The sequence below is a fragment of the Woeseia sp. D3-10 genome, assembly GCF_055809415.1.
The window spans coordinates 3057657-3069894 of sequence record NZ_JBVVTW010000007.1; the positions used below are offsets into that span (position 1 = coordinate 3057657).

Annotated in this window: 14 protein-coding genes, 1 tRNA gene, 1 other RNA gene and 1 pseudogene; 11 read left to right on the forward strand and 6 right to left on the reverse strand. The window is 57.0% G+C overall.

The window, feature by feature from the left end; genetic code table 11:
• Positions 1-14: 14 nt before the first annotated feature.
• Positions 15-659 (reverse strand): 2-polyprenyl-3-methyl-6-methoxy-1,4-benzoquinone monooxygenase, encoded by a 645-nt coding sequence (gene coq7 / locus AC0L8N_RS14100; protein ID WP_473668305.1) that lies wholly within the window; start codon positions 657-659, stop codon positions 15-17.
• Between the two features lie 211 nt (positions 660-870).
• Here coq7 and AC0L8N_RS14105 point away from each other — a divergent pair, with 211 nt between their 5' ends.
• From AC0L8N_RS14105 to AC0L8N_RS14120, 4 genes are all read left to right on the forward strand, one after another.
• Positions 871-1599 carry a DUF481 domain-containing protein gene (locus AC0L8N_RS14105; protein ID WP_473668306.1) on the forward strand — a complete coding sequence of 243 codons (729 nt, stop codon included), beginning with the start codon at positions 871-873 and terminating at the stop codon, positions 1597-1599.
• 255 nt (positions 1600-1854) lie between these two features.
• Entirely contained in the window at positions 1855-2289 is a 435-nt protein-coding gene (gene rplM, locus AC0L8N_RS14110) for a 50S ribosomal protein L13 (protein ID WP_473668307.1), read from the forward strand.
• A 32-nt stretch (positions 2290-2321) separates the two neighbouring features.
• On the forward strand, positions 2322-2714 hold the full coding sequence (gene rpsI / locus AC0L8N_RS14115) for a 30S ribosomal protein S9 (RefSeq protein ID WP_068616816.1): 393 nt from the start codon (positions 2322-2324) through the stop codon (positions 2712-2714).
• A 93-nt stretch (positions 2715-2807) separates the two neighbouring features.
• Positions 2808-2881, forward strand: a tRNA-Gln gene (locus tag AC0L8N_RS14120).
• A gap of 175 nt (positions 2882-3056) precedes the next feature.
• Here the strand turns inward: AC0L8N_RS14120 and rpiA are convergent.
• The 5 genes from rpiA to AC0L8N_RS14145 all read right to left on the reverse strand — a co-directional run bounded on the left by rpiA (position 3057) and on the right by AC0L8N_RS14145 (position 6114).
• Complete coding sequence (rpiA, locus tag AC0L8N_RS14125) at positions 3057-3716, reverse strand: ribose-5-phosphate isomerase RpiA (protein WP_473668308.1); 660 nt, start codon at positions 3714-3716, stop codon at positions 3057-3059.
• Between the two features lie 256 nt (positions 3717-3972).
• Positions 3973-4419, reverse strand: a complete 447-nt coding sequence (locus AC0L8N_RS14130; RefSeq protein WP_473668309.1) for a hypothetical protein — start codon at positions 4417-4419, stop codon at positions 3973-3975.
• A gap of 721 nt (positions 4420-5140) precedes the next feature.
• Positions 5141-5327, reverse strand: a non-coding RNA gene (gene ssrS / locus AC0L8N_RS14135) — 6S RNA.
• A 38-nt stretch (positions 5328-5365) separates the two neighbouring features.
• On the reverse strand, positions 5366-5680 hold the full coding sequence (locus tag AC0L8N_RS14140; protein WP_473668310.1) for a cell division protein ZapA: 315 nt from the start codon (positions 5678-5680) through the stop codon (positions 5366-5368).
• Positions 5681-5790: 110 nt separating this feature from the next.
• On the reverse strand, positions 5791-6114 hold the full coding sequence (locus AC0L8N_RS14145) for a TIGR02449 family protein (protein WP_473668311.1): 324 nt from the start codon (positions 6112-6114) through the stop codon (positions 5791-5793).
• 40 nt (positions 6115-6154) lie between these two features.
• Here AC0L8N_RS14145 and AC0L8N_RS14150 point away from each other — a divergent pair, with 40 nt between their 5' ends.
• The 7 genes and pseudogenes from AC0L8N_RS14150 to AC0L8N_RS14180 all read left to right on the forward strand — a co-directional run bounded on the left by AC0L8N_RS14150 (position 6155) and on the right by AC0L8N_RS14180 (position 12236).
• Complete coding sequence (locus tag AC0L8N_RS14150) at positions 6155-6745, forward strand: UPF0149 family protein (RefSeq protein ID WP_473668312.1); 591 nt, start codon at positions 6155-6157, stop codon at positions 6743-6745.
• 33 nt (positions 6746-6778) lie between these two features.
• The gene (locus AC0L8N_RS14155; RefSeq protein ID WP_473668313.1) at positions 6779-8083 is read left to right on the forward strand and encodes an aminopeptidase P N-terminal domain-containing protein; all 1305 of its coding nucleotides are present in this window, start codon (positions 6779-6781) and stop codon (positions 8081-8083) included.
• A 38-nt stretch (positions 8084-8121) separates the two neighbouring features.
• A pseudogene (locus AC0L8N_RS14160) lies at positions 8122-8859 on the forward strand (FAD-dependent monooxygenase); the annotation flags it as partial.
• Positions 8807-9040, forward strand: a complete 234-nt coding sequence (locus AC0L8N_RS14165) for an FAD-dependent monooxygenase (RefSeq protein WP_473668315.1) — start codon at positions 8807-8809, stop codon at positions 9038-9040. The pseudogene AC0L8N_RS14160 and the gene AC0L8N_RS14165, both read left to right, overlap by 53 nt.
• A complete protein-coding gene (locus AC0L8N_RS14170) occupies positions 9006-9311 on the forward strand; it encodes a hypothetical protein (RefSeq protein WP_473668317.1) in 306 nt (101 codons plus the stop codon). The genes AC0L8N_RS14165 and AC0L8N_RS14170 overlap by 35 nt, the downstream gene beginning before the upstream one ends.
• Positions 9308-10534: a UbiH/UbiF/VisC/COQ6 family ubiquinone biosynthesis hydroxylase gene (locus tag AC0L8N_RS14175; protein WP_473668319.1), complete on the forward strand. Its 1227-nt coding sequence runs from the start codon at positions 9308-9310 to the stop codon at positions 10532-10534. Before AC0L8N_RS14170 ends, AC0L8N_RS14175 begins: the two co-directional genes overlap by 4 nt.
• Before the next feature lie 178 nt (positions 10535-10712).
• Positions 10713-12236 carry an inactive transglutaminase family protein gene (locus tag AC0L8N_RS14180; protein ID WP_473668321.1) on the forward strand — a complete coding sequence of 508 codons (1524 nt, stop codon included), beginning with the start codon at positions 10713-10715 and terminating at the stop codon, positions 12234-12236.
• Positions 12237-12238: the final 2 nt, after the last annotated feature.

Genomic DNA, 12238 nt, shown 5'->3' on the forward strand with positions numbered 1-12238 from the left:
ATAGACCAGCAGCATTACAGCCGATATGCGGTTCGCTTCATGATTTTGGCCGTGAATTGCATCATTCGACGCACTGGCGGCGGTAAATCGGCCGCTCCACGTTGTTTTGCCTCGGCGCCGTGTTCAATCTCCTCATCGCGCATTTGTTGCACGATCGCGCGGCTACGCAGGTCCGCTGCCGGCAGTTGCTCCAGGTGATTGCCAAGATGTTCGGCAACCTGCCGTTCGGTTTCGGCAACAAAACCCAATGACCAGCGATCGCCCAGTACGCCACTGGCTGCACCAATCGCGAACGCACCGGCATACCACAACGGGCTAAGCCGGCTGACCGATGCATCGAGTTCGCCTATGCGTTCTTCGCACCAGTGCAGATGGTCACGCTCTTCATTGGCGGCCTGGCGCATGTGGGTGGCCACTTCCGGATCGCGTGCAACGGCGGCATGCCCTTGGTACAGGGCTTGTGCGGCAACCTCGCCTGCGTGATTGACCCTCATGAGGCCGGCGGCATGACGCCGTTCGGCAGGGGAGAGGTCCGCATCTGCGATTTGCTGTGCAGGGTTGGCGCGTGCGGGTCCCGCACTCTTGACCGTGATGGTTCTGAGTGCGTTGTCCACACCGGACAGGAGTTGATCGATCGGAGACATTTGGCGCTTGTTCATGCCGACATTATAACCATGCATTGCCCATTGGCACTGAGTTCACGCATTTTTCGGCAACTGTGACAATCGGTTACAGAGGGTACCGGAGACCGTAGCGCGCCAGTATACTGCCGGCCCTTTTGCTACAGCAGCCAAGCGAACTGCGACCCGGTTATCGGCATTGTCGTTGCCCGCGCGGCCCATGAAATGTATGAAAATTAGGAGCACTGATATGAAATGGCAACTTATCGCCCTGTTGTCAGGTTTGACCGCACTGTCGACCACCACCCTCGCGCAGAGTGGCCCGGCCGCGGAAGAAGAAAGTCCGTGGAGTGGCAAAGCTGCACTGGGCTACCTGGCAACGAGCGGCAACACGGACAGCTCTAGCCTCAATTCGCAGTTTGAAGTGGGCTACGAACACGGCAATTGGCAGCACCTGCTGGATGCCACTGCCATTAAGGCCGACGAGAACAATGAGTCCACGGCCGAGGCTTATAAAATCGGCTGGAAGTCCGAGTTCAACATGTCCGAGCACGACTTCTTGTTCGGGCGACTGACCTGGCGGAAAGATCTGTTCAGTGGCTATGACCAGCAGTTCTCGCAGACGGTGGGTTACGGCCGGCGGCTCATCGAAACCGAAAAGCATCACCTGAGCGCTGAAATCGGTTTTGGTGCGCGACAGTCAGATCTGAGTGATGGCACGTCGGAGGAGGGCTTCATTGGTCGAGGCGGATTGCTCTACCGCTGGCAGCTGACTGACACCTCACAGTTTACTCAGGAGCTGAGTGTTGAAACGGGTGATACCAATACCTACACCGAGTCCATCACGGCGCTCCGTACCCGCTTGTTAGGCGAATTTGCCCTGGTGGCGTCGTACACAATCAAGAACAACAGTGATGTGCCGGTCGGTACTGAGAAGACCGATACCTACACGGCGCTGTCGATCGAATACGCATTCTGATCCATCAGCGTTAGCCCGGAGTTCCAGCCTGGTCCGGCAAGCTAATTTAAGTCACTGATATTTAAAGGTGTTCTGATTGGCCCTGTCGGCCGGCTGGGAACCGTGCGATTCGTCATAAGGGTTTGCATTGCCGAACCACCTACAGTAGAATTTCGCGCCTTTCGCCGGGGCCGTGTGGCAAGTGCCTCCCTGCCCGGGCGTAGCGTCTGAAACACTGCGTTTCGGATGCCCGATTTCCCAACTGGATATTGATAAATGAAGACGTTCTCCGCCAAGCCGGAAGAAGTACGCCGCGACTGGTACGTTGTCGATGCGACTGGCAAAACCCTGGGTCGATTGTCAACGGAAATTGCAAGCCGCCTGCGCGGCAAGCACAAGCCGGAATACACGCCGCACGTAGATACCGGCGACTACATTGTTGTCGTCAACGCCGAGAAAATTCGGGTTACCGGTAACAAGCTGAAGGACAAGATGTACCACCGTCACACGGGGTACATTGGTAACCTGAAATCCGTGCCGCTTGAGAAGCTTCTTAGCGAAGCGCCCGAGCGCGCGTTGCAGTTCGCCGTGAAAGGCATGCTGCCGCGCAATCCGCTCGGTCGTAAAATGTTCTCGAAGCTGCGCGTTTTTGCCGGCCCGGAACATGGTCATGAGGCTCAGCAGCCGATCCAACTGGACATTAACGCCTGAGGCGCTCGCGCATCGGCACAGAGGCAACAAGAATGAGTGATACACAGTTTTACGGTACCGGACGACGCAAAACCTCGACGGCGCGCGTTTATTTGACGCCTGGCAAGGGCGCCATCACGGTGAACAATCGCCCGCTGGACACCTTTTTCGGTCGTCAGACGGCACGCATGATTGTCCGCCAGCCGTTGGACCTGATGAAGTTGAACGACGCGTTCGACATCAATGTCAGTGTTACCGGCGGTGGTACCACCGGTCAGGCCGGCGCAATTCGCCATGGTCTGACACGTGCGTTGATGGAATACGACGCGTCATTACGCCCCGAACTTCGCCGTGCCGGTTTCGTTACCCGTGACGCGCGTGCAGTAGAGCGTAAGAAAGTCGGCCTGCGCAAAGCTCGTCGCGCTACCCAGTTCTCGAAGCGCTAATTGCTTCGGCAGCGCAGCAGCTTCGGCGCTGCGGTGTTACCCGAGTCAGATCACGGGTTCGGCGGAACAGTCCGGCGAACCCGTGGATGGAATTGGGGGATCGTCTAACGGTAGGACTGCGGACTCTGACTCCGCCAATCAAGGTTCGAATCCTTGTCCCCCAGCCAGCTATAAAAAAAAGGGCCCACTTTGTGGGCCCTTTTTTTTATAGCTCGGAGCGGCGATCTGGCTGGCAGATTATTCGGTAATTTTGCCTGGTCATGTCCTGAGAGTGGGGCTGAGAATTTTAGCCCCGCCAGTGCGTCACTCGTACCGTCTTCGCCTGGCAAGCCCGCCGCTGGATCAGCCGCGTATTGTTCTTACTCCCTGCTCACTTGATATCAGCAATACGTCCGCGGCGCGTTGCGCGAAAATACCCACTGACACCACGCCCGGAATCTGATTAATACGGGTTTCAAGTTCTGGCGGGTTTGTAATCTTCAGGTTGTGGACGTCCAGTATGTGATTGCCGTTATCGGTTACAAAGTTCTCGCGCCAGATTGGCTGGCCACGCATCTTGACGATCTTGCGGGCCACGAAGGCCTGAGCCATCGGCAAGACTTCGATAGGTAACGGGAAGCCGCCCAGCATTCCGACCAGTTTGCTGTCGTCGATAATGCAAACGAACTTACGGGAAGCTGCAGCCAGAATCTTTTCCCGAGTCAGGGCGCCGCCGCCGCCTTTGATGAGCTGGCGATGCTTGGTCGCTTCGTCCGCGCCATCGATGTACAAATCGATGTCGCCCACATCGTTCAGTGTGGAAACCTCAAAGCCCAGTTCCTCGAGCTTCTTCGTTGTAGCGGCCGAGCTGGAAACAAACGCTTCCACCCGTGAACTCAATGAAGGCAGAAAGTCGATCAGGCAGTTTACGGTCGAGCCCGTACCCACGCCGAGCACGATGCCGGTTTCGATGTACTCGAGAGCGGCTTTCGCAACGCTCATTTTCTTTGCGGTTTGATCCATCGGCTGACCGTCAATGTCGCAAGCCCTGTCCGGTGATAACTCGATGGCTTGCGGTACTAGTTAGTGTATTGGCGGAGGAGCTTATCCCATCGATTTGAATTTGGCTATGAAGCAGGTCTCGATTTGCTGGGGCAGAAACGAAATATGCCCGCAAAAGCGGGCATATTCCTTGGTCTGGAAGAAGACCATTGGCTTACCGTTTCAGCTCAGGCCATACCGCGCCTCTTGCAAAACAGCAGCCGTTCTTTCCAGCTACTTACTTCTTCTTGGAAGCCTTTTTACGGGTCTTCCGAGTCGCTTTCTTCTTGGTCGCTTTTTTCTTGGCGGCCTTTTTCTTCACTTTACGCTTAGCTTTCTTCTTAGCGACTTTTTTCTTAGCTTTCTTTTTAGCTTTCTTCTTGGCCGTTTTTTTCTTAGCGGCTTTCTTCTTGGTCTTCTTCTTAGTTTTCCGTTTAGCTACTTTCTTCTTAGCTTTTTTCTTGGTCTTGCGCTTGGCGACTTTTTTCTTCGTCTTGCGCTTAGCTACTTTCTTTTTAGCTTTCTTCTTCGTCTTACGCTTGGCGACTTTTTTCTTAGCCGTCTTACGCTTGGCGACTTTCTTCTTCGCTACTTTTCTCTTCGCGACTTTCTTCTTCGTTACTTTGCGCTTCGTAGCGGTCTTCCGCTTTGAAGTTTTTTTGCTTGACTTCTTTTTGGTAGCCATCATTTTCTCCGTGTCGGGTACCCGGGGCTGAGTATATACAACAAAAGTAAAAAATCCAGCAAGTTAAGTGAACCCGGTCACACTGTGCGACGAAGCGATTGCAGCTGGTTTGACGAGTGATTTGCGCAAGTCACCGCCGTTGCATTCCGACAATTTGAAATTCCTGAATTTGAAAATGCATTCATCGCAACTTCGGCGTCGTTGGTGATACGTGTCGCATCGCTTGATCGGACGTCGCACTGCTATCGATTGATTGCGCTCGTATTCGCTTTGTACTTGTTATCAGTACCGACGACAGCACGATTTCTCTAGCCCGCAAGTGCCAGCGTGCAGCAATTACGTGAGAAAAAAATTCTATAAAACTAATGACTTGGAGGATTCAATGCCATTGGTGTGAGTGACCGAGTTACAAGTGGAGTGTTGGACCGATTGGTAGTCGCAGTGCCGCGACACGGTGCTTGAGCGCTATCTTGTCGCTGTTACGACACGCCGACTATCGATGCACATTGAACGCGCAATTGGATTGTTGCGAAAGCGTTTGACGGTGCAGTGCCGTTGTCTGGACGCTAGTTAGAAGAGTCCATCAGTATTGGGTGATGACCAATTCGCGGCTCAACGGCACGTTACATTTTTTTCGATTGTTAATCTTTGTAACAGGAAATTTTGCGCGGGTTTGCGCAATTGACTGCATTTTGAGTCGGTCGAAGCAGAATGTAAGGAGGCGCCTCCCGCCTGTGCCGTTACCGGTCGTCGCTCTCGAACCGGAGCAACAGGTGGGGCCAGCCGTGACAGCACCAGGCTATCCACATGTAGTGGGTTTGCACACATGCTGCCGACAGTGCACGACCCCGATGTAAATAGTTAGGGTCGAGGGGTTTCCAGAACGGTATCGAACACCGCAGGAGACGCCAATTCTGTTCGTTGTCGATTATCAGTACGCTATAGCTTATAGCTCTAGTTGCTGATTACCGCTAAGTGCCGATTCTACACGATCGGCGATGAGCTTGATTCGTTGACTGAAGTCGCCGTCGAGATCCTTGTCGCGGGCTCTTGCATGCAGCAACTCATTTGCCATGTTGAGAGCCGCCATTACTGCAATCCTGTCGAGTCCGACTACCTTGCCACTGTCGCGAATTTCACGCATTTTCGAATTCAGAATTTCGGCAGAGTCCAGCAAGTCAGTACGCTCACTGGCCGGGCATGCCACCTGGTATTCCTTTTCAAGAATTCGGACACTGACTTGGGCGTACATTTCACTCATTGATCTGGCTCCGGTACTCGGTGGTTTGTTGCTGACGGCGCGCTGCAGTCTCTTTGACAGCGTCGGCAAGCAGTTGTTGCGTGTGCAGGTCTGGCGGCTCGCCTGATTGCCTAGCCGCTTTGCTCCATCGCTTTCAGGCGGCCAATCATCGCCTCTACACGCGCTCGAACCTGTTCGTTCTTCTGTAACAGGGTAGCCCGTTCAGCCGTCAGCGCATCCTGACGTTGCTTCAGCGTGCGGTTCTCGTCTTGCAGCGTGTCGCAGACTTTGACCAATGCATCCACGCGCTGTTCCAGCCGTTTCAGCTCGTTCTCAAACTTTGCCGTTGTATTCTCAGTCATGGCGGCAATATAGAGCCGCCCGGTTACAGAATCAATCTTGTCAGCGGGAACGCCCGGTTTCGCGTGGCGGGCCATGGCATTCCGTGGGATCATGCGTGCGCAGCGGACTACACACAGACGATCTGACAGCATTATGGAACAAGCGATAGATTTTGACGAACTCGAAGCCGCGCTGCGGCGTTGCGGTTCAACCTGGGAAGTGGCGCAGGCGCACGGCTTGCTCTGCAGCCGGCTTGCAACTGAAGGGGCGCCAGCGGGTCAGGCCTGGCTGGAGCAGGTCCTGGAAGGCGTCGATGCGGGGAACGCCGCGCGCGCGGAATGCGAAGCGATGTTGATTGCTGTGCACGGTTCGAGTTACCGGCAGCTCTCTGAGCGACAATCGGCGTTCAACCTGATGTTGCCCGACGAGTACGCCTCGGCGTCTGCGCGAGCTGAGGCGCTGGGCCACTGGTGCGAGGGATACCTGCACGGACTGGTTTCAGGACAGCGCAACGACAAGGTTCGGGAGCGACTTTCCGTTGAGCCGTTGGCGGACCTTATTAAGGACATGCTGCAGATCACGCGCGCGGCGGCCGACGACGAGGGCGCGGATGACGAAACGGAAGCTGCTTACGTCGAGTTGGTTGAGTACGTGCGGGTTGCAGCACAACTTGCCTTCGAGGAGCTTGCCGATGTACGGGACGGAAAACGCGTCACTGGCAAGAGCCCGGACGCACTTCACTAAAACGCCGGGTTCCTCCGGCCAGATTTTTGGTCAATGAACAGCAACGAATTTGCCAAGCGACGCAAGCAACTGATACGCATGGTCGGCGAGGACGGCATTGCGCTGCTGCCCAGCGCGCCGGCCAAGACGCGTAGCAGGGATGTTGAGTACCGATACCGGCAGGACAGCGACTTTCATTACCTGACAGGTTTTGACGAACCCGAATCGGTGGCAGTACTTGCACCGGGCCGGGCCAGTGGCGAATACATTGTGTTCTGCCGCGAGCGCAACATCGACAAAGAACGCTGGGACGGCTACCGCGCGGGGCCGGAAGGGGCTGTCAGTCACTACGGCGCCGACGACGCCTTCCCCATTGACGATATCGACGACATATTGCCCGGCATTATCGAATCCCGTAGCCGCGTCTATTATGCGATGGGTGCGTACTCCGATTTCGACGCCAGAGTTGCCGACTGGATCAAGTCTCTGCGTTCCCGGGGATCATCGGGAGCACATGCACCGCACGAGTTCGTGGCACTCGACCACCTGTTGCATGACATGCGCCTCTATAAGAGTCGCGCGGAGATCTCTTCCATGCGTCGCTCAGCGAAAGTGGCCGGCGCCGCACACCGTCGGGCGATGCAGCAGGTACGACCGGGTATGTTCGAGTACGAGCTGGAAGCCGAATTTATCCACGAGTTCCGTCGTGCGAATGCCCGTTATTCCTACAGCCCGATTGTTGGTGGTGGCGCCAACGCCTGCATTCTTCACTATGTAGAGAACAGCGAGCCGCTGGTAGACGGCGACCTCGTGCTGATTGATGCTGGCTGTGAGCTGGACTACTACGCGTCCGACATTACCCGCACGCTTCCCGTTAACGGCCGATACTCGCCTGAGCAGCGGGCGGTTTACGACATCGTTTACGAGGCGCAACAGGCGGCGATCGAAAAAACCTGCATCGGCAATCAGTGGAACGATCCGCACGATGCTGCTGTGCGGGTCATTACCCGAGGGCTCAAGAAACTCGGGCTGCTCGATGGAACGCTGGCGCGCTTGTTGCGTGACGGAGCGTACCGCGAGTTCTTCATGCACCGGACCGGCCACTGGATCGGCCTGGACGTGCATGACGTCGGTGACTACAAGGTCGGTGATGAGTGGCGCTTGCTGGAGTCCGGGATGGTGACCACTGTTGAGCCCGGCATCTACATTTCTGCATCCAGCGGCGCAGCGCGGCGCTGGCAAAACATCGGTGTCCGGATTGAAGATGACGTTGCGGTCACAAAGAAGGGCCCGGATGTGCTCAGCAAGTCATTGCCGGGCGATGCCGATATAATAGAAAAGCTGATGGGCGCCGCATGAAAGCCGACGAATACGACATCGTCATCGCCGGCGGTGGCATGATCGGCATCAGTCTGGCGCTGGCACTCGCGCCACTGGGTCAGCGTATTGCGGTTGTTGAAGCCATCGAGCGGTCCGCGCCGCTGCAGCCCAGTTTTGACGATCGTTCCACGGCTTTGTCGCGCAGCAGTCAGCGCACCTTTGAAGCGCTCGGTCTCTGGCCGGCAATACGCGCGGCATCCACAGCCATTCAGCAGATACACGTTTCCGATCGCGGCCGCTTCGGCTTTTCTCATATAGACGCCGCTGAACAGAACGTCGAAGCCCTTGGGTACGTCGTGATTAACCGGGTGCTGGGAACGGTGCTGAACGACGCTCTGCTGGCAGCCGACAACGTGGATGTTATTTGCCCGGCCCGCATCAGCAGTGTGCAAACGTCCACTGCGTCTGTGACGGTTAACGCAGACTCCAAAGACGATTCCCGGTCACTGGAATGCCGTTTGCTGGTCGCCGCCGACGGTGCCCACTCCGGTGTCCGCGAAATGCTGGGCATTGGTGCGCAACACCATGACTACGGCCAGCATGCGGTCATCGGCAACTTGCAGACGGAAAAGCCACACCGAAACGTTGCCTACGAACGCTTTACCAACGACGGACCGATCGCCATTCTGCCGACGAATGATGACAGGGTGACTTTCGTCTGGACCCTGCAGCCGGAGCGGGCGGACAGTGTGCTGTCACTCAGTGACGACGACTTTACGCTGCAACTACAAGAGGCTTTTGGCTTCCGCCTTGGGCGGTTCTCTACGATGGGGCAAGCGCGCCCGGTATCCGTTGTCCTTAAGCAAAGCGAACAGCCTGGTTGCCGGTCGCGGAGTTCTCGTCGGCAATGCAGCGCACGGTTTGCATCCGGTGGCGGCACAGGGATTCAATCTGGGGCTGCGTGACGTGGGCGTCTCTGGCGGATTGCATAGCTGATGCGCTGGCCGAAGGTGCAGCGGATCCGGGCAACCCTGCTGTGCTCGAGCGTTATGCTGATTGGCGACGTGCGGACCAGAAAAAGCTGGTTCATTTTACGGACGGACTGGTCAGATTGTTCGGCAGTCGCCGGCGGTCACTGCGGTTGCTGCGCAATGTCGGCATGCTCGGCTTTGATCTGGTACCGGGCGTGCGTCGCCTGTTCGCCCGGCACACGATGGGCCTTGCCGGTGAGTTGCCGCGATTGTCACGTGGGGTGCCATTGAAGTGAACAACACCCATGACATCGTCATTGCCGGTGCCGGCGTGGTTGGCCTCGCAATTGCGGCGTTGCTGGCACGCTCGCAACACAATGAGCGTTTGCGAATTACGCTGGTTGATGCCGGGCAGCCTGCGGCGCTGGCCGCCGATGATCCGATTGGTCTGCGCGTGTCGGCGTTGTCGGTTGGCTCGCTGGGCCTGCTGCAAACCGTTGGTGTGACCGCCGACAAGATGGCGGGGCGCGCGTGTCCGTATCGGGATATGCGCGTCTGGGATAAATCCGGTAGTCCTGAGGGAGCCGCCGCTCTGCATTTTTCCGCCGCTGAGTTCGCGCTTCCGGAGCTGGGCTATATTGTTGAGGACCTGCTGATACGGCAGTGCCTGCAACAATTGCTCGCTGGTTCCGGCGTCGACATGCGCTATGGCGCGCGGATCGAAGCCGTTGTGCCCAATGATCGTGGCCATGCAATCGTGTTCGACGACGGCACCGAATTGTCTGCCGATCTGCTGGTCGGCGCTGATGGCGGTGGATCGGCAGTCCGCCGCTTCAGCGGCATAGAGGTTACGGGCTGGCAATACCCGCAGGCCGCGCTGGTCACGAACGTGCGCTGTGAGCGACCGCATCAATTCACTGCCTGGCAACGATTCATGAGTGACGGCCCGATTGCGTTGCTGCCATTGCTCGACAGCCGCGTATCCATCGTCTGGTCAACTGAACCTGACAGAGCGCGAGAGCTATCCGTGACCGATCCCGCGTCGCTCTCACGGCAGCTCACGGACGCGAGCGACGGCGTGCTCGGCGAACTTCGAGTTGACGCACCGTGCGGGTCGTTTCCGCTGCGGGCCCAACACGCCAAAGAGTACGTCAGGCGCGGTCTGGTGTTGACGGGCGACGCGGCACATAGCGTGCATCCGCTGGCGGGGCAGGGGGCCAATCTTGGATTGGCGGATGCGGCCATGCTTGCTAACGTCATTTCGACCGCGCTGGGTGATGGCGAGTACCCAGGAGATTTGCCCGTTCTGCGGCGCTACGAGCGTGCGCGTCGCGGTGCCAATGGCACGATGCTGCGTTTCATCGACGGTATCAGCCGTCTTTTCCGCAGCGATGCCGGCTTGCTCGCTGCTGCTCGTGCGGGCGGCATGCAAGCCTTCAATCGGAGTCCGGTGATGAAGCGGCAGGCGATGAGTGTTGCTCTGGGTCTCGATACGCTGCAATCAGGCGAGCAGCGGTAAAGCCTGTAAAATTGCCCGTACCTCGCGGGCGCAATACCGTTAGAATTGCGCCTCACACCGCTGGCCCGGCGTTACCGCCGTTGATTACAGACATAACAGCCACTCGCGGCGAGAATAATTCAGGGAGTGTCACGATTTTGTTAGGTACCAGGCAGGCCCACGAAACGGGGATACAACCGTGACCCGTCGTTACGTCATCGTTCTTGCAGCGTTGCTCACTCTGATAGGTTCAGCCACGTTCTTGTACAAGTGGCAGGTGCTGGGCTTTCCGTTAAGCGACGATCAGGAAACGCCAACCTGGATCGTCGAGACCTCGATTAACTTCGACAGCGGGCCAGGGTCGATCAAGGTCAATCTGCAAATTCCGACGCTGACGCCCGGCTTTGGTCGACTGGACGAATACGCGGTGTCCAAGAATTACGGTTTCGGCGTTAACTACGTTGGCACCGGGCGCGAAGCACAGTGGACGGTGCGTCGTGCGCGCGGGCCGCAAACGCTTTATTACCGAATCGTTGTCTTCGAAGATCCGGATGCGAACCAGTCGGACATTACGCCGCCCTTTCCCTTACCTCCGGTCATAAACGAACCGCTCAAGACAGCGGTCGAAGTCGTTGTGGATATTGTTCGTGAACATTCTGCGGACGTCCCCTCGTTTACCTCCGAGCTCTTGCGTCTGGCGAACGACCCATCGCCAAACCCGAACATCGAACTGCTATTGGCCGATGCCAATTCAAGAGATGATTTCGTGCAACGCATGACCACCGTATTGGCGGCCGCCAGAATTCCGGCGCGAATGATTCGCGGCATCGAACTGGCCGATCAACAGCGCGAAGCGGAGCTGATTCCGTGGCTGGAAATTCATGACGGTGACCGCTGGCGGCATTTTAATCCGGTCAACGGTGAAGAGATGCTGCCGGGGCGATACCTGATCTGGTGGCGCGGCAGTGAGCCGCTGGTCAACATTGAAGGCGGCAATAACGTTGAAGCCAGTTTCGCGGTGCAGAAGTATTACCTCGATACGATGGATATCGCAAAGAAGCAGGCGGCGTCGGGTAAGTCGGTCTTGGTGGATTTCTCTTTGCTGAGCCTGCCTATCAAGGCGCAGGCGGTTTACAGCGTGATACTCATGATTCCGCTCGGTGCGCTGATCGTTGTGTTGATGCGCAACGTTGTTGGTGTGGATACCTTTGGCACGTTCATGCCAGTGCTGATTGCGCTGTCTTTTCGCGAGACTCAATTGGTACGCGGCATCGTCCTGTTTACCCTGCTGGTCGCGTTGGGGCTGAGTATTCGGTTCTTGCTGGAGCGACTACGGTTGCTCCTTGTTCCGCGCCTGTCGGCGGTGCTCACCATCGTGGTCTTGCTTATGCTGTTTATCAGCATCCTCTCGCACAAGCTGGGCATGGAAACCGGCTTGTCCGTGGCACTGTTCCCCATGGTGATCATCGCGATGACCATCGAGCGCATGTCGGTCGTCTGGGAAGAACGCGGACCGGGCGATGCGATGCGCAGTGCCTTGGGAAGTTTAAGCGTGGCGATCGTCGCCTACCTTTGCATGGGCTTCGATTGGCTTGAGCATGCCATTTTCACGTTCCCCGAATTGCTGTTGGTAGTCCTTGCCGTTCTGGTCCTGCTTGGCCGTTACACCGGTTACAGGATGACCGAACTCAAGCGCTTCCGGGTTCTTGGTGAGCCGCACTAATC

Coding starts and splice junctions, on each gene's coding strand:
- coq7 (WP_473668305.1), bottom strand. CDS start 659: ATGAACAAGCGCCAAATGTCTCCGATCGATCAACTCCTGTCCGGTGTG.
- AC0L8N_RS14105 (WP_473668306.1), top strand. CDS start 871: ATGAAATGGCAACTTATCGCCCTGTTGTCAGGTTTGACCGCACTGTCG.
- rplM (WP_473668307.1), top strand. CDS start 1,855: ATGAAGACGTTCTCCGCCAAGCCGGAAGAAGTACGCCGCGACTGGTAC.
- rpsI (WP_068616816.1), top strand. CDS start 2,322: ATGAGTGATACACAGTTTTACGGTACCGGACGACGCAAAACCTCGACG.
- rpiA (WP_473668308.1), bottom strand. CDS start 3,716: ATGGATCAAACCGCAAAGAAAATGAGCGTTGCGAAAGCCGCTCTCGAG.
- AC0L8N_RS14130 (WP_473668309.1), bottom strand. CDS start 4,419: ATGGCTACCAAAAAGAAGTCAAGCAAAAAAACTTCAAAGCGGAAGACC.
- AC0L8N_RS14140 (WP_473668310.1), bottom strand. CDS start 5,680: ATGAGTGAAATGTACGCCCAAGTCAGTGTCCGAATTCTTGAAAAGGAA.
- AC0L8N_RS14145 (WP_473668311.1), bottom strand. CDS start 6,114: ATGATCCCACGGAATGCCATGGCCCGCCACGCGAAACCGGGCGTTCCC.
- AC0L8N_RS14150 (WP_473668312.1), top strand. CDS start 6,155: ATGGAACAAGCGATAGATTTTGACGAACTCGAAGCCGCGCTGCGGCGT.
- AC0L8N_RS14155 (WP_473668313.1), top strand. CDS start 6,779: ATGAACAGCAACGAATTTGCCAAGCGACGCAAGCAACTGATACGCATG.